We start from the raw sequence: 24,246 nt of genomic DNA, 5'->3' as shown, positions 1-24,246 counted from the left end.
AAATGAAAGTAAAAGGGAAACAAAGGTATTCTATGGAAGAAAGAAAGGAGTTTCGTAAACTTATACTTGAAAAATTGAAAAAAGCTAAGAAAGATTTATCGATTCTTAAAAATTCTTTTTCCAATAGTCAGAATAATGGAACAGATGATACCTATCCTACTTTTAAAGCTTTTGAAGAAGGATCAGAAACCTTAAGTAAAGAACAGAATGCTCAAATTTTAGAACATTTACAAAGATTTATAAACAGTTTGAATTCTGCTTTGATAAGAGTAGAGAATGAAGATTATGGAATTTGTAGAATTACAAATAAGTTAATTCCTAAAGCTCGTCTTATGGCTGTTCCTCATACTACTTTGAGTATAGAAGGAAAAATGCTTGTGGAAAAAAATAACTAAATTTTATTTTTTGAAAAAAAATTTTTTAATTGTTTTATCCATTTTATTGATAGACCAAACCTTAAAAATTTATATTAAAACTCATTTTGAATTAGGAAGTGGATTTCCAATATTTTCCTTTTTTTGGATTTTTTTTGTGGAGAATCCTGGAATGGTTTATGGGGTTCATTTTGGAAATGGATATTTTGGAAAAATATTATTAAGTATTTTACGTCTTTTTTTAGTGTTATTAATATCTTTTTTTCTTTATAAGAATGTCAAAAAAGGATCTTCTAATTATTTAACAATTCCTACTAGTTTTATTTTATCAGGAGCTATTGGTAATTTTATGGATAGTGCTTTATATGGATGTTTATTTGATAAAGGAACAATTTATAGGGAAGAATATCAAAAATGGATCCCTTACCTAGGAATATCTAAAATAAATTATAATAGTGGATATGCATCCTTTATGAAAGGATGTGTAGTAGATATGTTTTATTTTCCTATAATAGATATTCATTTTCCTGAGTGGATACCTTTTTTTGGAAATTTTCATTTCCAATTTTTTAAACCAGTTTTTAACGTATCCGATATTTCTATATTTTTTGGTGTTATTTTATTTTTACTGTTTAAAAGAAGAATTAGAAATATAAAAATTTTGTGATATTTATTATTTTTTTGAGAATTATAAAAATCTCTATAGATTTGTACTAGCCTGATTTTCATTGTTACGAATAAATTTGATTTGCCGGTATAGCTCAGTTGGTCAGAGCACGTGATTTGTAATCTCGGGGTCGTGGGTTCGAATCCCTCTACCGGCTCTTTTATAGGGGAGGTACTCAAGTCTGGTTAACGAGGACAGACTGTAAATCTGTTGATCTTCGATCTTCGCAGGTTCGAATCCTGCTCTCCCCATTTTTAAGCGGAAGTAGCTCAGTTGGTAGAGCATCAGCCTTCCAAGCTGAATGTCGCGGGTTCAAATCCCGTCTTCCGCTCTAAGATAGAATTATAGCCAATGTAGCTCAGTGGTAGAGCACTTCCTTGGTAAGGAAGAGGTTACGGGTTCAATTCCCGCCGTTGGCTTTTTTCTTGAACTAAATTTTTAATAATTTTATCATGGCAAAAGAAAAATTTAAACGAGATAAACCACATTTAAATATAGGAACAACCGGTCATGTTGATCATGGAAAAACTACTTTAACTGCTGCTATTACAAAAGTATTATCAGAAATAGGATTAGCAGAAGAAAAAAGTTTTGAATCGATAGATAATGCTCCTGAGGAAAAAGCTAGAGGAATTACAATTAATACATCTCATGTAGAATATGAAACAATGAAACGACATTATGCTCATGTAGATTGCCCTGGACATGCAGATTACGTGAAAAATATGATCACAGGAGCCGCTCAAATGGATGGAGCTATTTTAGTTGTAGCAGCTACAGATGGGCCTATGCCTCAAACTAGAGAGCATATATTGTTGTCTCGTCAGGTAGGAGTCCCTAAAATAGTAGTATTTATGAATAAAGTAGATCAAGTAGATGATCCTGAATTATTGGAGTTAGTAGAAATGGAAATTAGAGAATTACTTTCTAAATATGAATATGATGGAGAAAATATTCCGATAATACAAGGATCCGCTTTGGGTGCTTTAAATGGAGATAAAAAGTGGATTGAAAAGATTAAAGATCTTATGAAGATATTAGATAATTATATTCCTGAACCTGTTCGTGAAATGGATAAACCATTTTTAATGCCAGTAGAAGATGTTTTTACCATAACTGGAAGAGGAACAGTAGCAACTGGTCGTATAGAAAACGGTATTATTAATACAGGAGATTTAGTGGATATTATAGGAATGGCAGATAAAAAACTATCTTCTACTGTTACAGGTGTTGAAATGTTCAGAAAAATTCTGGATAGAGGACAATCTGGAGATAATGTTGGTCTTTTATTACGTGGAGTAGAGAAAAAAGATATTCGAAGAGGAATGGTTATTGGAAAACCAGGATCCATAAAACCTCACAAAAAATTTAAATCTAAAGTATACATTCTCACAAAAGAAGAAGGAGGAAGACATACACCGTTCCATAATAAATATCGTCCTCAATTTTATTTGAGAACAACAGATGTTACAGGGGAAATTCATTTACCAAAAGGAGTAGAAATGGTTATGCCAGGAGACAATGTCTCTATGGATGTTGAATTACATCATCCTGTTGCATTAAGTGAAAATTTGCGATTTGCTATTCGTGAAGGAGGAAAAACTGTAGGAGCTGGTCAAGTTATTAGTGTAATAGATTAATATCCATATTTTTGATACGGATGTAGCTCAGTTGGTAGAGCATCGGTCTCCAAAACCGAAGGTCGTAAGTTCGATCCTTACCGTCCGTGCCATGATTTTTGAAAAAATTGTATTATGATGTATGTATTATTTTAGAATTTTATGAAAAAAAAAATTTTTTTTTGGAAATTTATAATGAATTTTTTTATCGTATAACATGGACTAAATGGGAAGATTTGCAAGTAATAACAATGATAGTTTCTTTCTTTTCTATATTTCTATCCATATTTTTATATGGTGTAGATATTTTTTTTATTTTTTTAATTAAGAAGTTTTTTTCTATATAAAAAGTTATATGAGTGATTTGGAAAAAAAATGGTATGTTATTAAAACTATTAGTGGACAAGAAAACAAAGTAAAATTATATATCGAAAATGAAATTAGGGATAATGGATTTCAAGAATATGTAGGAAAGGTCTTGGTCCCTATTGAAAAAGTTATACAGATGAGAAAAGGTAAAAAAATTCATAGAGAGAAAGTTCATTATCCAGGATACGTTATGGTAGAAGCTAATTTGGAAGGAGAAGCAGTTCATGCAATTAAAAATGTTCCTGGAGTTATTAATTTTTTAAGTGAAGGGAAAGGAGTAGCTGCTATTCCTATTCCAATGAGAAAAGAGGAAGTTAATAAAATGTTGGGAAAAATGGATCAACTTTCTGAAAGTTATGAAAATATTAGTATTCCTTTTGTAGTTGGAGAAACAATTAAAGTAATAGATGGTCCTTTCTCTGGTTTTAATGGAACAATTGAAAAAATTAATGAAGAAAAAAGAAAATTAGAATTAGCTGTTTTAATTTTTGGAAGGAGGACTCCATTGGAATTAAATTTTACGCAAATAGAAAAAATTTAAAATAGAATCATGCATCATAATAAAAAAATAATAAAAAAAATTAAAATTCAAAAAATAAATGGAGGAAAAGCTACTCCTGCTCCACCAGTTGGTCCTATTTTAGGAAGTTCAGGAGTCAATATAATGGAATTTTGTAAACAATACAATTCTCGTACTCAAGAAAAAAAAGGAGAAATGTGTCCTGTTATAATAACTGTATATGAAGATAAATCATTTTCTTTCATAATAAAAAAACCTCCGGTTTCTACTCAATTATTAAATATCATGAAAAAAGAAAAAGGATCCAAAGAATCAAACAGATCAAAAATAGGAAAAATAAGCATCTCTGAAGTAGAGATGATTGCGAAAAATAAAATGGAAGATTTGAATTGTTATTCAATTGAATCTGCCATATCTATGGTTTCTGGTAGTGCAAGATCTATGGGAATAGAAATAGAAAAATCATAAATTTCATTTATTTTCATTTGTATATGTCAGTAAAAGTAACTAAAAATAGAAATAAATATCTAAAAGAAATTGATAAAAAAAAATATTCTTTAGAAGAAGGAGTTCTTTTTTTAAAAGAAAGAACTTTTGTTAAATTTGATGCTTCTTTTGATATTTCTGTGAATCTTGGAATTGATGTCAAATCACCTAATCAAATAGTTAGAGGAACAGTTCAATTACCTTATGGAACAGGAAAAAATGTTCGTATTTTAGCTTTAGTAAACAAAGAAGAAGAGTCGGAATCTAAAGAAGCAGGAGCTGATTATGTGGGGTTGGATTATATTGAAAAAATTAAGTCTGGGTGGACTAATATTGATATTATTGTAGCAACACCTTCTGTAATGAATAAGTTAGGATCTGTAGGGAAGATATTAGGAAGCAAAGGATTGATGCCAAATACTAAAATGGATACTATTTCGAACAATCCAGGAAAATCTATAAAAGAGATTAAATCAGGTAGAATTTCTTTTAAATCTGATCGTTATGGAATTATTCATGCTTCAGTAGGAAGAGTATCTTTCTCAAATCAATGTTTAATGGATAATATAAAAGAATTCATGATGATAATTATTAGGAATAAACCATCTACTTCTAAAGGTGTTTATATTAAGAGTATTTATTTATCTACTACAATGAGTAATAGCATTTCATTAGATTCAAAAATTTTTTTGAAGATATGAATAATAAGATATGAATAATAAGAATAGAAAAAACAAAGAAAAAAAATTTTTAAAATTATTTTCTATATTGTCTAACAATGAATCGTTATATTTCATTGATATATGCAATTTGAATTCTAACCAAGTTTCTTTCCTTAGAAAAAAATTTCATGAATCCAATATTGGAATGAAAGTAGTAAAAAACACTTTGCTGAAAAAAGTTTTAGAAAAGATGAAGAATAAAAATCTTGATTCATTTTTTCCTATTTTAAGTGGAAATACTACTATTTTATTTTCAAATACTGGAAAAGGAAATATACCTTCAAAAATTATAAAAAATTTTCATATTCAAGAAAAAATTGAAAAACCATATTTAAAAGGAGCTTATGTTCAAGAATTTTATTATTTTGGAAATAAAGATTTGGACCTTTTAATCAATTTTAAATCTAAAGAAGATCTTCTTATTGATATCTTATATAGACTACAATTTCCAATGGGGAATATTATTTTATCTTTTTTAACTTCAACAAAGTATAAAATATGTGGAATATTAGAATATTTATCTTCTGCATCTTCTAAATTAGAAAAATAATTTTAAATCTAAATAATTAAAAACAAAATAATAATATGATAGAAAATTTGGCAAAACAATTAGTTAATTTAACTGTTAAACAAGTTAATGAATTAGCCTCTATTTTAAAAAAAAAATATGGAATAGAGCCATCTAACATAGAAAATTCAGTAAAAATTTCTTCTCAAAAAGAAGAAAAGATACCTCAAAAAGAAGAAAAAAGCATTTTTAATATAGTATTGAAATCATCCGGTAGTTCAAAATTATCTGTAGTGAAGTTAGTAAAAGAAATCACGGGAAAAGGGTTAAAAGAATCTAAAGAATTAGTAGACAATATTCCTAGTTTATTAAAGGAATCTGTAAATAAAAAAGAAGCGGAAGATTTAAAAAATAAATTTGAGCAAGTCGGAGCTGAGGTAGAATTAAAATAATATGATTTTTGAAAAAAATTGTCCATTAAATTAAAATTGGTGAATACAGAAAAAATATCAGAAAGAATAACTTTTGCTTCCGTAGCAAAACAAGTTGATTATCCTGATTTTTTGGATATTCAAATAAAATCGTTTAAAGAATTTTTTCAATTAGATACAAAACCTGAAAATAGAAAAAATGAGGGACTATTCAAAGCTTTTACAGAAAATTTTCCTATTTCTGACGCAAGAAATTCTTTTGTTTTGGAATTTAAAGGTTATTCTATAGATTCTCCTAGATATTCTATAGAAGAATGTATTGAGAGAGGATTAACTTATAGTGTACCTTTAAAGGCTAAATTAAAATTATATTGCACAGATCCTGAGCATGAAGATTTTGAAACTGTTTATCAAGATGTTTATTTAGGGACATGTCCTTATATGACTCCTTCTGGATCGTTCATTTTTAATGGAGCAGAAAGGGTTATTGTATCTCAGTTACATCGATCTCCAGGTGTATTTTTTGGTCAATCTCATCATGCTAATGGAACTAAACTTTATTCTGCTAGAATTATACCATTTAAAGGATCTTGGATAGAATTTGCTACAGACATTAATAATGTTATGTATGCATACATTGATAGAAAAAAAAAATTACCAATGACAACTTTATTACGTGCTATAGGATATGAAAGAGATAAAGATATATTGGAAATTTTTGATTTAGCCGAAGAAATAAAAATTTCAAATAATGAAAAAAATGTTCAAAATAGAATTTTGGCAGCCAGAGTTTTGAGAATATGGAATGAAGATTTTGTAGACGAAGACACAGGAGAAGTAATCTCCATAGAAAAAAATGAAATTCTTATAGATAGAGATGTTCTTTTAAAACAGGAAGATATTGATCTTATGAAAGATCATGAAATAAAAACTGTTTTGTTACATAAAGAAGGAGAAAGAAAAAAAGATTATTCAATTATTTATAATACTTTACAAAAAGATCCAACAAATTCAGAAAAAGAAGCTGTAGAATATATTTACAGACAACTTAGAAATACGGAACCTCCAGATGAAGAAACTGCTAGAGGAGTTATAGACAAGCTTTTTTTTTCTGATACTAGATATAGTTTAGGACCTGTAGGGAGATATAGGTTGAATAAACGTCTTGGTTTGAAAATAGATCCTACTCATTTAGTTCTAACAAAAGAAGATATTATTGCAATTGTAGATCATTTGAATGCTTTATTTAATTCTAAAAGAGAAGTAGATGATATTGATCACTTATCTAATAGACGTGTTAGAACTGTAGGAGAACAACTGTATACTCAATTTAGTATTGGACTAGCAAGAATGTCTAGAACGATAAGAGAAAGAATGAATGTTCGTGATAATGAAGTTTTTATGCCAGTTGACCTTATTAATGCTAAAACTTTATCGTCTGTAATAAATACTTTTTTTGGAACGAATCAATTATCTCAATTTATGGATCAGACAAATCCTCTATCCGAAATAACTCATAAAAGAAGACTTTCAGCTTTAGGACCAGGAGGTTTATCTAGAGAAAGAGCAGGTTTTGAAGTAAGAGATGTTAATTATTCTCATTATGGTAGATTATGTCCAATTGAAACTCCAGAAGGTCCGAATATAGGATTAATATCTTCTTTATCCGTATTTGCAAAAATAAATAAAATGGGATTTGTAGAGACTCCATATAGATTAGTTTGTAATCAAAAAGTAGATTTAATAAAATCTAAAGTAAAATATTTAAGTGCAGAAGAAGAAGAAGGAAAGATTATAGCACAAGCTAATGCAATTGATCATAATGGTCATTTTTTGTCGGAAAGAATTATAGCTCGAGAAGACGGAGATTTTCCTGTTGTTAAATCAAATCAGGTGGATTATGTAGATGTAGCACCTAATCAAATAGCTTCTATTTCTGCTTCTTTAATTCCTTTTTTGGAACATGATGACGCTAATAGAGCTTTGATGGGATCTAATATGATGCGTCAAGCAGTTCCATTACTAAAACCTGAATCTCCTATTGTCGGAACAGGATTGGAAAAACAAGTAGCAAGAGATTCTCGAATTTTGATTAATGCAAAAAGAAATGGAATAGTAGAGTATATTGATGCGAAAAAGATAATTATCCGTTACGATAAAACAGATAAAGAAGTTTTAGTTAATTTTTATCCTAATATTCAAGTTTATGATTTGATTAAGTTTAGAAAAACTAATCAAAATACATGTATTAATTTAAAGCCTATTGTAAAAAAAGGAACAAGAGTTGTAAAAGGACAAATATTATGTGAAGGTTACGCTACGGAAAATGGAGAATTAGCATTAGGTAGAAATTTGAAAGCTGCTTTTATTCCATGTAACGGATATAACTTTGAAGATGCTGTTTTAATTTCTGAAAAAGTAGTTAGTGAAGATTGGTTCACATCTATACATATAGATGAGTATTCTTTGGATGTTCGTGATACGAAATTGGGGATGGAAGAATTCACGAATGATATTCCTAACGTAAGTGAAGAATCCACAAAGGATTTGGATGAAAATGGAATTATAAGAGTTGGTGCAGAAGTAAAACCTGGTGATATTATTATTGGAAAAATAACTCCGAAAGGAGAATCCGATCCAACTCCAGAGGAAAAGTTATTAAGAGCTATCTTTGGAGATAAAGCAGGTAACGTCAAAGATGCTTCATTAAGGGCTGATCCTTCTTTATTTGGAGTAGTTATAGATACAAAGCTTTTTACTAGAAGCATAAAAGATAAAAAAACTAGAGATAAAGATAAAATAAGAATAGAATATTTAGAAAAAGAATATGAAAACAAATTATTAGATATCAATAATATCTTGTTAAAGAAGTTATTTTCTGTTTTAAGTGGTAAAATATGTAATAGTTCCGTTTTTAATGATAAGAATAAAGAAATAATAGTGAAAGGAAGTGAGTTCACTATAGAAACATTTAAGAAAATAAAAATATCGGATTATATAGGAATTTATTCTGATAGTTGGACTGATGATTCTGAAATTAATAATTTAATTTCTGAGATTTTACATAATTATAAAATATCAGTAGGAGATTTAAATAGCTCTTTAAAACATAAAAAATTTTCCATAACAATTGGAGATGAACTTCCTTCTGGAATTATTAAAATGGCAAAAGTATATATTGCTAAAAAAAGAAAATTAAAAGTAGGAGATAAAATGGCAGGAAGACATGGAAATAAAGGAGTAGTAGCGCGTATACTTAGAGAAGAGGATATGCCATTTTTAGAAGATGGAACTCCTGTTGACATTGTTCTAAATCCATTGGGAGTTCCATCTAGAATGAATATAGGACAAATATATGAAACTGTTTTAGGATGGGCAGGACAGGAATTAAATATAAAATTTGCAACACCTATATTTGATGGTGCTACGATAGATCAGATATGTGAGTATACTGATAAAGCAGGAATCCCTCGTTTTGGAACAACTTATTTATTTGATGGAGGGACTGGAGAAAGATTTGATCAACCTGCTACTGTTGGAGTTATATATATGTTAAAATTAGGTCATATGGTTGACGATAAAATGCATGCTCGTTCAATAGGACCTTATTCTTTAATCACTCAGCAACCTTTAGGTGGTAAAGCTCAATTTGGAGGTCAGCGTTTTGGAGAAATGGAAGTATGGGCGTTGGAAGCTTTTGGATCTTCTAATATATTGCGTGAAATATTGACTGTTAAATCAGATGATGTACTTGGAAGAGCTAAAACTTATGAAGCAATAGTGAAAGGAGATCCAATGCCTGAACCTAACAATCCAGAATCTTTTAATGTTCTTTGCTATGAATTAAAAGGATTAGGACTAGATATCCGTTTGGAAGAGTGATTTTTATCATTATATGTTATATTGTTATATGTTAAAAAAATGAGTAGAAAAAAAAATAACAAGTTTAATAAAATAACTATTAGATTAGCTTCTCCAGAAGTAATATTGAAAGAATCTCATGGTGAAGTATTAAAACCAGAAACTATAAACTATAGAACTCATAAGCCCGAAAGAGATGGACTGTTTTGTGAAAGAATATTTGGTCCTGTTAAAGATTATGAATGTGCATGTGGAAAATATAAGAGAATTCGTTATAAAGGAATTGTTTGTGATAGATGTGGAGTTGAAGTGACTGAAAAAAAAGTTAGAAGAGAACGTATGGGGCACATAAATCTTGTAGTTCCTGTTGTTCATATTTGGTGTTTTCGTTCTTCTCCTAACAAAATTGGATATTTATTAGGATTACCTTCTAAAAAACTTGAAATGATTATTTATTATGAGCGATATGTTGTTATCCAAGGTGGATTATCTTTACGTTCAGACGGATCCTATTTTCAAAAAGGTGATTTTTTAACGGAAGAGGAATATTTACTGATCCTCAACAAACTCCCAAAAGGGAATCAGCAATTGGAAAATTCTGATCCAAATAAATTCATTGCAAAAATGGGAGCAGAATGTATAGAAGAATTATTGAATCGTATTAATTTAGATGTTTTATCTTCTGAATTAAGAAATCAAGCTCATAATGAAACTTCTAAACAAAGAAGGATTGAAGCATTGAAACGTCTACAAGTAGTAGAAGCTTTTAGAGAAGGTAAAAAAAATGGTGGAACCCCATCTTGGATGGTTATTCATGTATTATCTGTAATCCCTCCTGAATTAAGACCCTTAGTTCCTTTAGATGGAGGACGTTATGCTGCTTCTGATATGACAGATTTATACCGTCGTGTTCTTATAAGAAATAATCGTTTAAAAAGATTAATAGAAATTAAAGCTCCTGAAGTTATTTTGAGAAATGAAAAAAGAATGCTGCAAGAGGCAGTAGACTCTCTTTTTGATAATTCAAGAAAAATTTCTGCTGTAAAATCAGAAGCTAATCGTCCTCTAAAATCTTTATCAGATGCTTTAAAAGGAAAACAAGGTCGTTTTAGACAAAATCTTCTTGGGAAAAGAGTAGATTATTCAGCTAGATCTGTTATTGTAGTTGGTCCTCATTTAAAATTACATGAATGTGGCCTTCCTAAAGATATGGCAGCAGAACTTTATAAACCATTTATTATACGTAAGTTAATTGAAAGGGGTATAGTAAAAACAGTAAAATCTTCTAAAAAAATTATCGATAAAAGAGATCCTATGATATGGGATATTTTAGAAAATGTTTTAAGAGGACATCCTGTATTATTGAATAGAGCTCCTACTTTACATAGATTAGGTATTCAAGCTTTTCAACCAAAATTAATAGAAGGAAAAGCTATTCAATTACATCCTTTAGTTTGTGCAGCTTTTAATGCAGATTTTGATGGAGATCAAATGGCCGTTCATCTACCATTATCAAATGGAGCTATTTTGGAAGCTCAACTTTTAATGTTAGCTTCTCAAAATATATTAAATCCTGCTAACGGGTCTCCAATTACAGTTCCTTCTCAGGATATGGTACTAGGATTATATTACATGACAAAACCTTTGTTATCTGATAACAAAATTAAAGTCAAAGGAGAAGGTCTGATTTTTTATTCACCAGAAGAAGTTGAAATAGCATATAATCAAGGAGCAGTTAATTTGCATGCTTTAATTAAAGTTAAAGTTAATATTCGTGAAGAAGATAAATTTTTCAATAAAATTATAGAAACAACTGTGGGTAGAGTTTTGTTTAATCAAGTAGTTCCTAAAAAAGTAGGATTTATAAATGAATCTCTTACAAAGAAATCATTAAGAGAAATTATAGGTAAAATATTGTTATTAACAGATGTTCCAACTACTGCAAATTTTTTAGATGATATTAAAGAATTAGGTTTTTATAATGCATTCAAAGGAGGACTATCTTTTGGATTAGGAGATATTATCATTCCTGACAATAAAAAAGATATGGTAAATCATGCTATAAAACAGGTAGATAATGTTAAAGTAAATTATAACATGGGTTTGATAACGAATAATGAACGTTACAATCAAGTTATTGATATATGGACAAATACAAATGCTATGCTTACAGAGAAAGTAATGAAATATATGAGAGAAGATAAACAAGGATTTAATCCTGTTTACATGATGTTAGATTCTGGAGCAAGAGGATCTAAAGAACAAATACGTCAACTTTCTGGGATGCGAGGATTAATGGCAAAACCTCAAAAAGCTGGATCATCTGGAGCAGAAATTATTGAAAATCCTATTTTATCTAATTTTAGGGAAGGTCTTTCTATTTTAGAATACTTTATATCTACTCACGGTGCTCGTAAGGGATTAGCTGATACTGCGTTAAAAACAGCAGATGCCGGATATTTGACTAGACGTTTAGTTGATGCAGCTCAGGATGTCATCATAAAAATGGAAGATTGTAATACTTTACGTGGTTTAGAAATATTTGCATTGAAAAAAAATGAAGAAATAGTAGAAACTTTATTTGATAGAATTTTAGGTCGTATATCTTTAAACGATGTTTTTTCTCCGAAGAATAATCAATTAATCATTGATTCCGGAAAAATGATTGATGAAAAAATAGCAAAAATAATTGATGAATCTGGAATAGAAATGGTAGAAGTACGATCTCCTTTAACATGTGAAGCAAAAATGGGGATCTGTTCTAAATGTTACGGTCGTAATTTATCAACAGGTAAAATAGTGCAAAAAGGAGAAGCTGTAGGAGTTCTTGCTGCACAATCTATTGGAGAACCAGGAACTCAATTGACATTGAGAACTTTTCATGTTGGAGGAACAGCAGGAAATATTACGGAATCTTCACAAATAAGATCTAAATATGATGGAATTATAGAATTTGAAGATTTAAAATTTGTAAAAACAAAAAAGGATTCCAAGGAAATAGGAATAGTAGTTTCTAGATCTACAGAAATGAAACTTTTTGATTCCAAGAAATCATCTATACTAATGGTTAATAATATACCTTATGGAGCTTCGTTGCATGTACAACATGGAGATCAGTTAAAAACAGGAGACATAATATGCAAATGGGATTTATATAATGCAGTTATTGTTGCGGAATTTTCCGGAATTATATCTTATCAACATTTAGAACAAGGTGTCACTTTTCAAGTAGAAATAGATGAACAAACTGGATTTCAAGAGAAAGTAATAACGGAAGTAAGAAATAAAAATTTAGTTCCAACATTAAAAATATTGAATAGTCAAAAAGAAGAATTAAAAATATATAATCTTCCAGTAGGTGCTCATTTAATGGTGGAAGATGAAGAAAGAATAGATGTGGGAAAAATTTTAGTAAAAGTACCTAGAAAATCTGCTAAATCTGGAGATATTACAGGAGGATTACCACGTTTATCCGAATTATTTGAAGCAAGGAATCCTTCTAATCCAGCTGTTGTTTCAGAAATGGATGGAATAGTAAGTCATGGAAAAATAAAAAGAGGGAATAGAGAAATTATTGTAGAATCTAAAACAGGAGAAATTAGAAAATATCTCGTTAAATTATCTAACCAAATACTTGTTCAAGAAAATGATTATATCAAAGCAGGAATGCCTTTATCAGATGGAGCTGTAACTCCTAATGATATTTTAAATATAAGGGGACCTAGATCCGTTCAAGAATATTTAGTAAAAGAAATACAAGAGGTATATCGTTTACAAGGTGTCAAAATTAATGATAAACATTTTGAAGTAATTGTTTTACAAATGATGAGAAAGGTAGAAGTTATAGATGTGGGAGATACTAAATTTTTAGAAGGGAGTATAGAGTATAAAGATGATTTTATAGAAGAAAATGATAGAATTTTTCAGATGAAAGTAGTTGAAAATCCTGGAGATTCCAATATTTTGAAAAATGGAGATATTATTAGTTATAGAGATTTAAGAAATGAAAATGCTGTTCTAAAATACAATAACAAAAAATTAATAAAAACAAGAAATGCTGTACCAGCTACAGCTAGACCTATATTACAAGGAATAACAAGATCTGCTTTGCAAACAAAATCTTTTATATCTGCAGCATCATTTCAGGAAACAACAAAAGTTTTAAGTGAAGCGGCTATAAGTGGTAAAACTGATTATTTATATGGATTGAAAGAAAATGTTATAGTAGGACATAAAATCCCTGCGGGAACTGGATTGAGAGAATATGAGAAAATTCATCCAGAAATTGTTTAAAAATTTATGAAGTTTTTTTCCATTTATTTTTTATGTAAGCTGTTTTATTGAAAGTGATTTTGTCAACTGTAGAATTTTCTACATAAAAATATCCAATTCTTTGGAATTGAAAATGTTCTCCTTTTTTTGCCCTTCTTAAGGAAGGTTCCGCATAACCTGTAATTTTATCTTTTGATTGTATATTTATACATGTATAAAAATCTAAATTTGGATTTCTGTTCAAGAAAAGAGGATTATATAAATTAATTTCTATAGGAAAAGAATGTTTTATAGAAACCCAGTGTAAAGTACTTTTTATTTTTCTTTTTTCTTGGATCCCCCATTTATTTCTAGACTTACTTTTTGGATCATAAGTACAGTGAATCTCCTTTATTTCCCCTTTATAATTTTTAATGATTGAATGAGCTTTTATAATGTAAGCGTTTTTAAGTCTTACTTCTTCCCCTAGACTAAGACGAAAAAAATTATCTCTTTTTTTTTCCAAAAAGTCGTTTTTTTCAATATATAAAAATTTTGAAAAAGGTATTTTTCTTTTTCCAAAACTAGGATCTTCAGGATTATTTTCTGCTTCAATCCATTCAGTGGTGTTTACAGTGTAATTATCAATGATTAGTTTTATTGGATGAAACACTACCATTACTCTTGGAGCTATTTTATTTAAATCTTCTCTAATCCAAAATTCTAGAAGAGATATGTCAATAATATTATTTCTTTTTGTAATTCCTACTTTACGAATAAAATTTTTCAAAGCTTTTGAAGTATATCCTTTACGGCGCATTCCAGATATTGTTAAAATGCGGGGATCATCCCAAGATTGAATAATTTTCTTTTCAATTAAATATTGTATTTTTCTTTTACTAGTTATAGTGTGACTTAAGTTCAATCTTGAAAATTCTATTTGTTTAGGTATTATTTTTTCGTGATCATAAATTTGATGTAAATACCAATTATATAATGGTTTTCTATTTTCAAATTCTAATGAACATAAAGAATGTGATATTTGTTCAATGTAATCACATTGACCATGAGTCCAATCGTAGGTAGGATAAATGCACCATTGATATCCAGTTTTATGATGTTTTTTTTGAAGGATTCTATACATAACTGGATCTCGCATGTTCATATTTGTAGAACTCATATTAATTTTAGCTCTTAAAACACATGATCCTTCTTTAAAGAATCCGTTTTTCATTTTTTCAAATAAAAACAAATTCTCATCTATAGATCTGTTTCTATAATGACTATCGATTCCTGGTTCAAAAGGATTTTTTCTTTGAAATTGGATGATTTTTTGGGATTGATCATCTACATAAGCTTTATTTTCTATAATTAATTTAATAGCCCATTCATAAAGTTTTTGAAAATAATCTGAAGCATAGCTCTCCTTATCCCATTTAAAACCTAAAAAAAGAATATCTTTTTTTATAGATTCTATAAAATTCCTACTTTCTCCTATAGGATTAGTATCATCAAATCTTAAATAAACTGGAGCACTGTACTTTTTCCCTAACTCAAAATTAAGTAATGCAGCTTTTATATGTCCAATATGAAGATATCCATTTGGTTCAGGAGGAAAACGAAATTTTATTTTTTCAACAGGAAACCCATTTTTTAGATCTTCCTCTATAATTCTTTCAATAAAATGTAGATGCGATTCTATTACAAAAAATAATTAGAAATCAATTCTAATGCGAATATAATTAATTTTTTGAAAAAAATATATTTTTGCTGTATTATTTTTAATAATTGGATCTTGAATTATTTAGAAACTGTACAATGGATTTTTGAACGTCTTCCAATTTATCAAACATCAGGATTGAAATCATATAAACCAGGTCTAAAAAGAATAGAAAATTTTTGTTTTCATTTAGGGAATCCTCAAAATCATTTTAAAAGTATTCATGTGGGTGGAACAAATGGGAAAGGATCTACAGTTCATATGTTATCTTCTATTCTACAAGAAGAAAAATATAAAATTGGATTATTTACTTCTCCTCATTTAATAGATTTCAGAGAGAGAATTACCTGTAATGGAATTTTAATAGAAAAAGATTTTATTGTTGATTTCATTAAAAAAAATCAACAATTTATAGAAAAAGAAAAAATTTCATTTTTTGAAATGAATACAGCTTTAGCTTTTCAATATTTTAAAGAAATAAAAGTTAATATCGCAATTATTGAAGTTGGATTGGGAGGAAGATTAGATTCTACTAATCTTATTATTCCAGAAATATCTGTAATAACAAATGTTAGCATAGATCATACAGAAATACTTGGAAATAGTAAATTAAAAATTGCATCAGAAAAAGCAGGAATAATCAAAAAAAACGTATCAGTAATAATAGGAAGAAAAATATCAAAGGATATAAAAATTCTTTTTCTTAAAGAAGCTTTGAAAAAAAATGCACCTATTTATTTTTCTATAAAAAAAAAGGAAGATTTCAAATACAAAATTCCTTTTGAAGCAGATTATCAAGATTTAAATAAAAATATTGTATTAACAACTGTAAATATTCTACATGATAGAAAAAATATTGTTATATCTAATCAATCTATAAAAAAAGGTTTACAAAATGTAATAAAGAATACACATTTGAAAGGTCGTTGGCAAATTTTACAAAAAAATTATCCAAAAATTATTTGCGATATAGCTCATAATGAAGAGGGTATTTGTATGATTAATCATCAACTGAAAAAAGAATCTTATAATAAATTGCATTTAGTTTTAGGTTTCGTTAAAGAGAAAAAAGTAGAAAAATTATTAAAATATTTTCCTATTCAATCTTTTTATTATTTTTGCCAACCTAAAATTGAAAGAAAATTTCCCATTTGTGATTTGAAAATATTGGTTTATCAAATATTTCAAGATCGTAGGAAAATAAATTTTTTTCATTCTGTAAAAAATGCTTTTTTTTCTGCTAAAAGAACAGCATCAAAAAATGATTTAATTTTAATTAGTGGAAGCACTTTTGTTGTTTCTGAAGTATTAATATTAATATAAAAATTTTTTCTTACATTTGAAAAGATATGGATATATTGCAATATAATGAATGGAAGGAAAGGGCAATTAGCTCAGTTTGGTTTAGAGCATCTGTTTTACAAGCAGGAGGTCACTGGTTCAAATCCAGTATTGCCCACTATTTTTTTTAAAATAAAATCAAAAATCTTATTTTTTTCTTTTGGATTGAACCATATGATAGAAGGATCTTTTCTGTACCAGGTTAACTGTCTTTTAGCATATCTCCTAGTATTTATTTTTATTTTTTCTATAGTTTCATTCAAACAAATTTTTTCTTCGGACCTGGAAAAAAGCTCAAAAAGTTCTTTATAACCTATAGTTTGTAAACTATTTAAATTTCTATGACAATAATATACCTTTGCTTCATCTAACAATCCTTTTTTCATCATATTTTCTACTCTATTATTTATTCTATAATAGATTTCATTTCTAGGAATAATCAATCCTATTTTAAATACAAAAAAATTTCTTTTTTTTGGTTTTTTTTCAAAAAAAAATGAAGGATGATGTCCTGTAGATTTTACTATTTCTAAATATCGGATTAAACGAATAGGGTTATAAATATCTATTATAGATTTATTCTCTTTATCCTTTATTTTTAATTGAATTTTTTTAAATTCTTCATGTAAAAAAGATATTCCATTTTTTTTAAAATGAAAAATCAAATTATTTCTAATGCTTGAATCTATTTTAGGTAGGGTTGATAACCCTTCTGTTATAGCTTTTTCATATAAACCAGATCCCCCAACTATAATTAAAATAGATTTTTTTTTAAATAATTTATTAATTTTTTTTAAACAGTCTATTTCAAATAATTTAGCATTATAAACATGATGAATGCTTAAATGCCCTATAAAATGATGAGGGATACTAGAAAGTTCTTCTAAAGTAGGCATAGAAGTTCCTATTCTTAGTTCTTTATAAAATTGTCTAGAATCACAAGATAAAATTTCGGTTTCTAGTTTTTTAGCTAAAAATAAGGAAATTTCAGTTTTTCCTACACATGTTGGTCCTAATATAAAAATAATAGATTTCTTATTCAACTTATCTATTTAATTTAGATAATTTCGCATACATCCAATAATCAGCTAAAACTAATGCAGTCATTGATTCTACAATAGGAATAGCGCGTGGTAAAACACAAGGATCATGTCTACCTTTTCCTTCCATAAGGACAAAATTACCATATTTATCTAGAGTTTTTTGTTTTTGCATTATTGTAGCTACAGGCTTGAAAGCTATTCTAAAATAAATATCCATTCCATTTGATATTCCTCCTTGTATTCCACCGGATAAATTCGTTTTAGTTTTTCCACTTTTATTATAAAAAAGATCATTATGTTGAGATCCAGTTAGTTGAGTTCCATTGAATCCGCTTCCATATTCAAATCCTTTTACTGCATTAATTGAAAGCATTGCTTTTCCTAATTCTGAATGTAATTTACTAAAAACAGGTTCTCCTATACCTTTTGGTACATTCTCTATTATACAAGTAATTGTTCCCCCTATTGTATCTCCTTTACTTTTTATTTTATTAATTTTATATATCATTTCTTTAGCAACAGATGAATCAGGGCATCTTATAGAATATTTTTCTATTGATTCTCTAGATAAATCTAATTCCTGATAAGATTTTTTAACTGATATTTCTCCTACAGAAGAAACATAGGATGTAATTTTTATATCTTTTATTAATTGTTTCGCTATAGATCCAGCTACAACTCTACATATCGTTTCCCTTGCAGAAGAACGACCTCCTCCTCTATAATCTCTAATTCCATATTTACTTTCGTATGTAAAATCTGAATGAGATGGACGATAAATATCTTGAATATGTTTATAATCATCAGATTTTTGATCTTTGTTATAAACAATAAAACCAATAGGAGTTCCTGTTGTTTTATTTTCAAAGATTCCAGATAAAAAATTTACTTTATCTGGTTCATTTCTTGGAGTTACTATAGATGATTGACCCGGTTTTCTTCGATTTAGTTCATATTGAATTTCCTCTAAATTTAATTCTAATCCTGAAGGGCATCCATCAATAACACCTCCTAACGCTACTCCATGACTTTCTCCAAAAGTGCTTATTCTAAATAAATTACCGAAAATATTTCCTGCCATATTTAATTTTTAATTTCTATATTAATAGGTCTTCCTAGGTGATTTATTCTGCTCATACCTATTAATATTTTTTTTCTAAAACGTTTTTCTACTTCAAACAAAGAAGAATTCGATAAAATTTCTATATGTCCAATATGGATACGTGAATCATTAACAGCTTGATTAATCAAATTAATTAATCCCATTTTTGTCAAATTATCTTTGAATCCTCTATTCAAAAATAATTTTGAAAAAGATTCTTTTTTGAATTTTTTGGACCTGGATAGAATTTTTTTCCTAAAATTATTATTCCTAAAATTATTATTCCTATTATTGTGAATAGGATTTATATCCTTAGAATTTTTATAATAATTTATAAATCGATTAAACTCAATCCAAGAAAAACGTTTTATTAATTCCTCTTTATCAAAGAATTCTAAATTTTTTTGTATTCCAGGAAGAAAATTATTTATTAGTTTTTCATCTACAACTACCTTTTTTACTTTTTCTATAAAATAGAAAAGTTGCTTTTCACATATTTCTTTTCCACTAGGAACCATAATACGGTCGAAATTTTTTCCTATTTTTCTTTCAAATTCTTTTAAATTTTTACTTTCTTTAGTTTGTATTATAGATATGGAAATTCCTGATTTTCCGGCTCTTCCAGTTCTACCACTTCTATGCACATAAATATCGCTTTCTTTTGGAAGGTTATAATTAATTACGTGAGTTATATTATGAATATCTATTCCACGAGCAGCAACATCCGTTGCAACTAAAAATTGTAAATTTTTATTTCTGAATTTATTCATTACTAATTCACGTTGTGTTTGTGAAAGATCTCCGTATAAAGCATCAGCATTATAACCATCTTTAATTAGATATTCAGCTATTTCTTTAGTTTCTTTCTTTGTACTACAAAATATAATTCCATAAATACCAGGATTGATATCTACAATTCTTTTGAGAGCTAAATACTTTTTACTTATATGATTAACCATATAATATATATGTTTTACATCATCTGCTCCAATATTTTTTTTTCCTGTAATTATTTCTAAAGGATCTGTTAAATAGGTATGTGCAATGACGTTCATATATTTAGACATTGTAGCTGAAAAAAGAAGACTTTGTCTCTTTTTTGGCAACATTTTTATTATGTAATCTAATTCCTCTTTGAACCCCATATTTAACATTTCATCAGCTTCATCAAGAATTAAATATTTAATCTTTGCAAGATGCAATTCTTTTCTTTTTATCAAATCAATAACTCTACCAGGAGTTCCTATTATAATATGTGTTTTATTTTTTAATAATTTAATTTGAGAATCTATATTTACTCCACCATATAGAGAAATAATTTTAATTGATGATAAAAACTTAGAAAAACGACATAGATCACGAGTAATCTGTATACAAAGCTCTCTAGTGGGACATAAAACAAAAGCTTGAGGATTAGTTATATTGTAATCTATTTTTTGTATAATTGGCAATCCAAAAGCTGCAGTTTTTCCAGTTCCTGTTTGAGATAATGCTATAACATCTCTTTCTTCTTCTTCTCCTAAGGATAATAATAATGGAATAATTTTTTCCTGTATAGGAGTAGGGTATTGAAATCCAATTTTTTCCAAAGCTTTAAGGATACTACTGTTAAAAAAATTGTATTCTTTAAATGTTTTTTTCATAAAAAAAAAGAATGGTTAAAAACAGCATTTTGAATAGTTTACTTAACTTATACTAACAAATATAGATAATTATTATCAACTGTAATTAGTTAGTTGAATATTAGTTATTTATTTTGTAAATTTTTAGTGATAATTTCATACCTTATAAAAAGTAACATAGCTGATATAGTAAGACCTAACCCTAATCCTATCCAAATCCCTTGTCCTCCTATTTTCATAGAAAATAACCAAGCCGAAGGTAAAGCAATAATGCAATAAGAAAAAAAACTAATCCACATGGGAATATGAACATCTTGCAATCCTCTTAAAGCTCCAAGAATAATACCTTGTAAGCCATCAGATAATTGAAAAAAACTGGCAATTAAAATCATTTTTTCTGCAATTAGTACAACTTCATGATCGTTTTTTATATAAAAGTAAGGAATATTTTTTCGAAAGAAAAAAAATAAAGTACTACAGATTAACATGAAAATAAACCCCATAAAAAGAATAGATGTTCCCACTTTTCTTAGTTCAGAATAATTTTTTAAAGCAAATTGATTTCCTATCCTTACTGTAGCTGCTGCAGAAAGACCTGTACTTAGCAAGAAAGTAGAAGAAACTAAACTAATAACTATTTGATGAGCTGCTAAAACCTTAATTCCACATCTTCCTGATATAAAAGAAGAAATAGAAAAAGCACTCATTTCAAATAACATATGTAATCCAGAAGGAATTCCTATTTTGAGGATTTCTTTTAAGTATTTTTTTTTCAAAAAAAAATATTTAAAACGAAGACAGTTGTAATAATAAGATATTTTTTTATATCTATATAATAAAATTAAAATTCCTATTAACATAATAATCCGAGAAATAAGAGTGGAATAAGCGACACCTATAGATCCTAATTTTGGAAAGGAACAAATTCCATTAAGAAATATATAATTTAATATTATGTTAATCAAAGCGGAAGTCCAAGTAACTATAAGACTTGGTATTACCAAAGATAATCCTTCCGAAAATTTTCTAAAAACTTCAAATATCATCCATGGAATAAAAGAAATAGCTATTATCTTTAAAAAAGATATAGTTTCATTCAATATTTCTTTAGGTTGTCCTAAATATGGAAAAATATAGGAAAATGCATAAGTTATTCCATACATAAATATGGATAAAAAAAGATTTATAATTAATCCATGACAAAAAATGATAGCTCCTTTTTTATATTCTTGTTTGGCATCTATGGATGCTGTTAAAGAAGAAATGGCAGTTGATATTCCCAATCCAAAAATAACTATAATAAAAAAAACAGAATTAGCCAATGAAACTGAAGCTAAAGCGTTTTTTCCCAAAAAACCTATCATAATATTATCAGAAAGACCTATAAATATCACTCCTAATTGAGTAAAAAATATAGGAACAGATAGTAAAAGATTTTTTTTAATATGTTTTAAATATGTCTCCTTTTCTTTGATAAAACTAATATTTAAGATGTATTAATTATTATTGACTTCGATAAAAGGCAATTTTACTATTTTAATAGATATTCTTTTCCCTCTTATTGAAATAAATAAGGGACTTATTTTTTGATGATTATCCCATAAATACCCTAATCCTATTCCTTTTTTTAAAATTGGAGAAAAAGTACCAGAAGTAACATTTCCAATAACATTGTTATATTTATCCGTTAATGAATACCCTGTTCTTGGAATTTTTCCTTTTTCTTCCACAAGAAAAGATATAAATTTCTTATGATTTCCTTTTATTTTTTGTATTTGCAATATATCTTTTGCTATAAATTTTTTTTCAAATTTAGTAATCCAAGACAATCCAGCTTCTATAGGAGTTATCTTTTCACAAAGATCTTGTCCATATAAACGATATCCCATTTCTAACCTTAATGAATCTCTGCTTGCTATTCCACATGGAATCATTTCATTTATTTCTATAATTTTATTCCATATTTTTTCTACATGTTTATTAGAAACATAAATTTCAACTCCCTTAGATCCTGTATATCCTGTACAAGAGATAAATACTTTTTTTATTCCTGCAAAATCACCTATTTCAAAATGATAAAAAGGAATTTTATGTAGTGAAACATTAGTTAATTTTTGAATATAAGATAATGAATATGGACCTTGAATTGCTAATAAAGAATACTCTTGAGAAAAATCAAGAAACTCGATATCAGAATAACAATTTTTTTTAATATGATAATTTATCCATTTTTTATTTTTTTCAATATTAGCTGCATTAACTATAAGCAATAGTTTTTTTTCAGAAATTTTATAAATTACTAAATCATCTATAATACCTCCATTTTCATTAATAAAGCAATTATACTGAGCTTGTCCTATATTTATTTTGGATAAATCGTTTATAGTTAAATACTGAATAAGATTCATGGAATTTTTTCCATTTAAAATAAATTTTCCCATATGACTTACATCAAAAATACCAGCTTTATTTCTTACTGAAATATGTTCTCTTAAAGAAGAAGTGTATTGAAGAGGCATATAAAATCCAGAATAATCTACCATTTTAGCACCTAAAATTAGGTGGTTTTTATATAAAATTGTTTTTTTTAAATTATTTTCCGTCATATTCAACAAAATTATTTTCCGTTTCGTATAAAATTATTTTTAAACATGAATAAGAAGTTATCTTAGATATACTCTTATTTATCTTATTCCACATAAAAATAACAATATTTTCTGCTGTGGGATTTATAGAGGTAAATTCCTTTAAGTCTAAATTAATATTTTTATGATCAAAAAATTCTTCTATTTCTTCAAAAAGAAGATCTTTTAATTTTTGCAAATTAAACACAAATCCTGTTTTAACATCAACTTCACCCGTTATACTAACTACATATTTATAGTTATGTCCATGATAATATGCACATTTTCCGAATACTTCTATATTTTTTTGAAAATTCCAATGCCCATTATAAAGTCTATGAGCAGCGCTAAAATGACCTTTTCTGCTTATGGTTACTTTCATAAATTTTAACTTTAAAAAATTAAAATGTTTAATTTAATTTATTAATATAATTTTTAAGAATTATTTTCAACCAAATTGTATAAGAATTTGGACAAAGATGAATATCTTCCACCAATTTATTTAACGATCTCCATTTCCAATCTTCAACTTCTTTATAATTTATAACAGGAGATTTTTCATAAAAACCTACAAAAACATGATCTAATTCATTTTCTATTAACCCATTGTTAAGAACTTCATAATAAGTAAAACAAAATTTTTGTTCTAAAAAACAATCAAATCCCATTTCTCCTATTAAACAACGATGTGCCGCTATTAATACTGATTCATTTTTTCTAGGATGACTGCAACATGTATTAGACCAAAGTAAAGATGAATGGTATTTTATTGAAGATCTTTTTTGTAACATTAAATCATTTTTTTTATTAAAAATGAATATAGAAACAGCCCTATGGAAAAGACCTTCTGAATGAATTTTTTCTTTTTTTTCAAATCCAACAATTTTATTTTTTTCTCCTATTATAGGTATAGGAGTAAAATGATTATCTTCTATTTTATTTTTCATTTTTTCCTGTTCGTTAATTGTTTCACAAGTTTTTTTTAA

General features: G+C 27.6%; 20 protein-coding genes and 6 tRNA genes. 18 read left to right on the top strand and 8 right to left on the bottom strand.

Annotation, left to right across the window (positions count from 1 at the left end; all coding sequences use genetic code 11):
* Positions 1-2 precede the first annotated feature (2 nt).
* The 16 genes from H0H40_RS02340 (at position 3) to rpoC (ending at position 13,850) form a co-directional block, all read left to right on the top strand.
* A complete protein-coding gene (locus H0H40_RS02340; RefSeq protein ID WP_185868906.1) occupies positions 3-395 on the top strand; it encodes a TraR/DksA family transcriptional regulator in 393 nt (130 codons plus the stop codon).
* Positions 396-405: 10 nt separating this feature from the next.
* A complete protein-coding gene (locus H0H40_RS02335; RefSeq protein ID WP_185868905.1) occupies positions 406-1,041 on the top strand; it encodes a lipoprotein signal peptidase in 636 nt (211 codons plus the stop codon).
* Between the two features lie 83 nt (positions 1,042-1,124).
* Positions 1,125-1,198 (top strand) — tRNA-Thr (locus tag H0H40_RS02330).
* 8 nt (positions 1,199-1,206) lie between these two features.
* A tRNA-Tyr gene (locus tag H0H40_RS02325) sits at positions 1,207-1,292 on the top strand.
* Positions 1,293-1,299: 7 nt separating this feature from the next.
* Positions 1,300-1,372, top strand: a tRNA-Gly gene (locus H0H40_RS02320).
* Between the two features lie 16 nt (positions 1,373-1,388).
* Positions 1,389-1,460: transfer RNA gene (locus H0H40_RS02315), tRNA-Thr, on the top strand.
* 33 nt (positions 1,461-1,493) lie between these two features.
* Positions 1,494-2,681, top strand: a complete 1,188-nt coding sequence (gene tuf, locus H0H40_RS02310) for an elongation factor Tu (RefSeq protein ID WP_185868904.1) — start codon at positions 1,494-1,496, stop codon at positions 2,679-2,681.
* A 16-nt stretch (positions 2,682-2,697) separates the two neighbouring features.
* Positions 2,698-2,773, top strand: a tRNA-Trp gene (locus H0H40_RS02305).
* Between the two features lie 6 nt (positions 2,774-2,779).
* Entirely contained in the window at positions 2,780-3,007 is a 228-nt protein-coding gene (locus tag H0H40_RS02300) for a preprotein translocase subunit SecE (RefSeq protein WP_238785679.1), read from the top strand.
* 8 nt (positions 3,008-3,015) lie between these two features.
* Positions 3,016-3,570, top strand: coding sequence for a transcription termination/antitermination protein NusG (gene nusG, locus H0H40_RS02295; RefSeq protein ID WP_185868903.1), 555 nt, complete (start codon positions 3,016-3,018; stop codon positions 3,568-3,570).
* A 9-nt stretch (positions 3,571-3,579) separates the two neighbouring features.
* Positions 3,580-4,017 (top strand): 50S ribosomal protein L11, encoded by a 438-nt coding sequence (rplK, locus tag H0H40_RS02290; RefSeq protein WP_185868902.1) that lies wholly within the window; start codon positions 3,580-3,582, stop codon positions 4,015-4,017.
* Positions 4,018-4,040: 23 nt separating this feature from the next.
* Positions 4,041-4,736 carry a 50S ribosomal protein L1 gene (rplA, locus tag H0H40_RS02285; RefSeq protein ID WP_185868901.1) on the top strand — a complete coding sequence of 232 codons (696 nt, stop codon included), beginning with the start codon at positions 4,041-4,043 and terminating at the stop codon, positions 4,734-4,736.
* Positions 4,737-4,746: 10 nt separating this feature from the next.
* Positions 4,747-5,307: a 50S ribosomal protein L10 gene (gene rplJ / locus H0H40_RS02280; RefSeq protein WP_185868900.1), complete on the top strand. Its 561-nt coding sequence runs from the start codon at positions 4,747-4,749 to the stop codon at positions 5,305-5,307.
* Positions 5,308-5,342: 35 nt separating this feature from the next.
* A complete protein-coding gene (gene rplL, locus H0H40_RS02275) occupies positions 5,343-5,717 on the top strand; it encodes a 50S ribosomal protein L7/L12 (protein ID WP_185868899.1) in 375 nt (124 codons plus the stop codon).
* Between the two features lie 18 nt (positions 5,718-5,735).
* Positions 5,736-9,578, top strand: a complete 3,843-nt coding sequence (rpoB, locus tag H0H40_RS02270) for a DNA-directed RNA polymerase subunit beta (protein ID WP_238785678.1) — start codon at positions 5,736-5,738, stop codon at positions 9,576-9,578.
* A 39-nt stretch (positions 9,579-9,617) separates the two neighbouring features.
* Positions 9,618-13,850 carry a DNA-directed RNA polymerase subunit beta' gene (rpoC, locus tag H0H40_RS02265; RefSeq protein WP_185868898.1) on the top strand — a complete coding sequence of 1,411 codons (4,233 nt, stop codon included), beginning with the start codon at positions 9,618-9,620 and terminating at the stop codon, positions 13,848-13,850.
* A gap of 4 nt (positions 13,851-13,854) precedes the next feature.
* On the opposite strand, the gene glnS is transcribed toward rpoC, so the two are convergent.
* A complete protein-coding gene (glnS, locus tag H0H40_RS02260) occupies positions 13,855-15,510 on the bottom strand; it encodes a glutamine--tRNA ligase (RefSeq protein WP_185869342.1) in 1,656 nt (551 codons plus the stop codon).
* 93 nt (positions 15,511-15,603) lie between these two features.
* Here glnS and H0H40_RS02255 point away from each other — a divergent pair, with 93 nt between their 5' ends.
* Both H0H40_RS02255 and H0H40_RS02250 read left to right on the top strand, forming a co-directional pair.
* On the top strand, positions 15,604-16,851 hold the full coding sequence (locus tag H0H40_RS02255) for a bifunctional folylpolyglutamate synthase/dihydrofolate synthase (RefSeq protein ID WP_185868897.1): 1,248 nt from the start codon (positions 15,604-15,606) through the stop codon (positions 16,849-16,851).
* Between the two features lie 60 nt (positions 16,852-16,911).
* Positions 16,912-16,987: transfer RNA gene (locus H0H40_RS02250), tRNA-Val, on the top strand.
* Here the strand turns inward: H0H40_RS02250 and miaA are convergent.
* The 7 genes from miaA to H0H40_RS02215 form a co-directional block, all read right to left on the bottom strand.
* Positions 16,947-17,912: a tRNA (adenosine(37)-N6)-dimethylallyltransferase MiaA gene (gene miaA, locus H0H40_RS02245; RefSeq protein ID WP_185869341.1), complete on the bottom strand. Its 966-nt coding sequence runs from the start codon at positions 17,910-17,912 to the stop codon at positions 16,947-16,949. The genes H0H40_RS02250 and miaA overlap by 41 nt on opposite strands.
* A gap of 1 nt (position 17,913) precedes the next feature.
* Positions 17,914-18,993 carry a chorismate synthase gene (aroC, locus tag H0H40_RS02240; RefSeq protein ID WP_185868896.1) on the bottom strand — a complete coding sequence of 360 codons (1,080 nt, stop codon included), beginning with the start codon at positions 18,991-18,993 and terminating at the stop codon, positions 17,914-17,916.
* A gap of 2 nt (positions 18,994-18,995) precedes the next feature.
* A complete protein-coding gene (locus H0H40_RS02235; RefSeq protein WP_185868895.1) occupies positions 18,996-20,657 on the bottom strand; it encodes a DEAD/DEAH box helicase in 1,662 nt (553 codons plus the stop codon).
* A 104-nt stretch (positions 20,658-20,761) separates the two neighbouring features.
* Positions 20,762-22,000 carry an MATE family efflux transporter gene (locus H0H40_RS02230; RefSeq protein ID WP_238785701.1) on the bottom strand — a complete coding sequence of 413 codons (1,239 nt, stop codon included), beginning with the start codon at positions 21,998-22,000 and terminating at the stop codon, positions 20,762-20,764.
* Positions 22,001-22,132: 132 nt separating this feature from the next.
* Entirely contained in the window at positions 22,133-23,242 is a 1,110-nt protein-coding gene (gene gcvT / locus H0H40_RS02225; RefSeq protein WP_185868894.1) for a glycine cleavage system aminomethyltransferase GcvT, read from the bottom strand.
* Positions 23,229-23,642, bottom strand: a complete 414-nt coding sequence (locus tag H0H40_RS02220; RefSeq protein ID WP_185868893.1) for a 6-pyruvoyl trahydropterin synthase family protein — start codon at positions 23,640-23,642, stop codon at positions 23,229-23,231. Before H0H40_RS02220 ends, gcvT begins: the two co-directional genes overlap by 14 nt.
* A gap of 28 nt (positions 23,643-23,670) precedes the next feature.
* Entirely contained in the window at positions 23,671-24,207 is a 537-nt protein-coding gene (locus tag H0H40_RS02215) for an isopentenyl-diphosphate Delta-isomerase (protein WP_185868892.1), read from the bottom strand.
* Between the last annotated feature and the right edge of the window lie 39 nt (positions 24,208-24,246).

The organism is Blattabacterium cuenoti, assembly GCF_014252295.1.
GTDB classification, from domain to species: Bacteria; Bacteroidota; Bacteroidia; order Flavobacteriales; family Blattabacteriaceae; genus Blattabacterium; species Blattabacterium cuenoti_V.
This window is presented reverse-complemented; position numbering and strand designations above follow the sequence as displayed.

Excerpts from the sequence above, each read along its gene's own strand:
- H0H40_RS02340 (WP_185868906.1), top strand. The coding sequence starts at position 3 with ATGAAAGTAAAAGGGAAACAAAGGTATTCTATGGAAGAAAGAAAGGAG.
- tuf (WP_185868904.1), top strand. The coding sequence starts at position 1,494 with ATGGCAAAAGAAAAATTTAAACGAGATAAACCACATTTAAATATAGGA.
- nusG (WP_185868903.1), top strand. The coding sequence starts at position 3,016 with ATGAGTGATTTGGAAAAAAAATGGTATGTTATTAAAACTATTAGTGGA.
- rplK (WP_185868902.1), top strand. The coding sequence starts at position 3,580 with ATGCATCATAATAAAAAAATAATAAAAAAAATTAAAATTCAAAAAATA.
- rplA (WP_185868901.1), top strand. The coding sequence starts at position 4,041 with ATGTCAGTAAAAGTAACTAAAAATAGAAATAAATATCTAAAAGAAATT.
- rplJ (WP_185868900.1), top strand. The coding sequence starts at position 4,747 with ATGAATAATAAGAATAGAAAAAACAAAGAAAAAAAATTTTTAAAATTA.
- rplL (WP_185868899.1), top strand. The coding sequence starts at position 5,343 with ATGATAGAAAATTTGGCAAAACAATTAGTTAATTTAACTGTTAAACAA.
- rpoC (WP_185868898.1), top strand. The coding sequence starts at position 9,618 with ATGAGTAGAAAAAAAAATAACAAGTTTAATAAAATAACTATTAGATTA.
- aroC (WP_185868896.1), bottom strand. The coding sequence starts at position 18,993 with ATGGCAGGAAATATTTTCGGTAATTTATTTAGAATAAGCACTTTTGGA.
- H0H40_RS02235 (WP_185868895.1), bottom strand. The coding sequence starts at position 20,657 with ATGAAAAAAACATTTAAAGAATACAATTTTTTTAACAGTAGTATCCTT.
- H0H40_RS02230 (WP_238785701.1), bottom strand. The coding sequence starts at position 22,000 with ATGATAGGTTTTTTGGGAAAAAACGCTTTAGCTTCAGTTTCATTGGCT.
- gcvT (WP_185868894.1), bottom strand. The coding sequence starts at position 23,242 with ATGACGGAAAATAATTTAAAAAAAACAATTTTATATAAAAACCACCTA.
- H0H40_RS02220 (WP_185868893.1), bottom strand. The coding sequence starts at position 23,642 with ATGAAAGTAACCATAAGCAGAAAAGGTCATTTTAGCGCTGCTCATAGA.
- H0H40_RS02215 (WP_185868892.1), bottom strand. The coding sequence starts at position 24,207 with ATGAAAAATAAAATAGAAGATAATCATTTTACTCCTATACCTATAATA.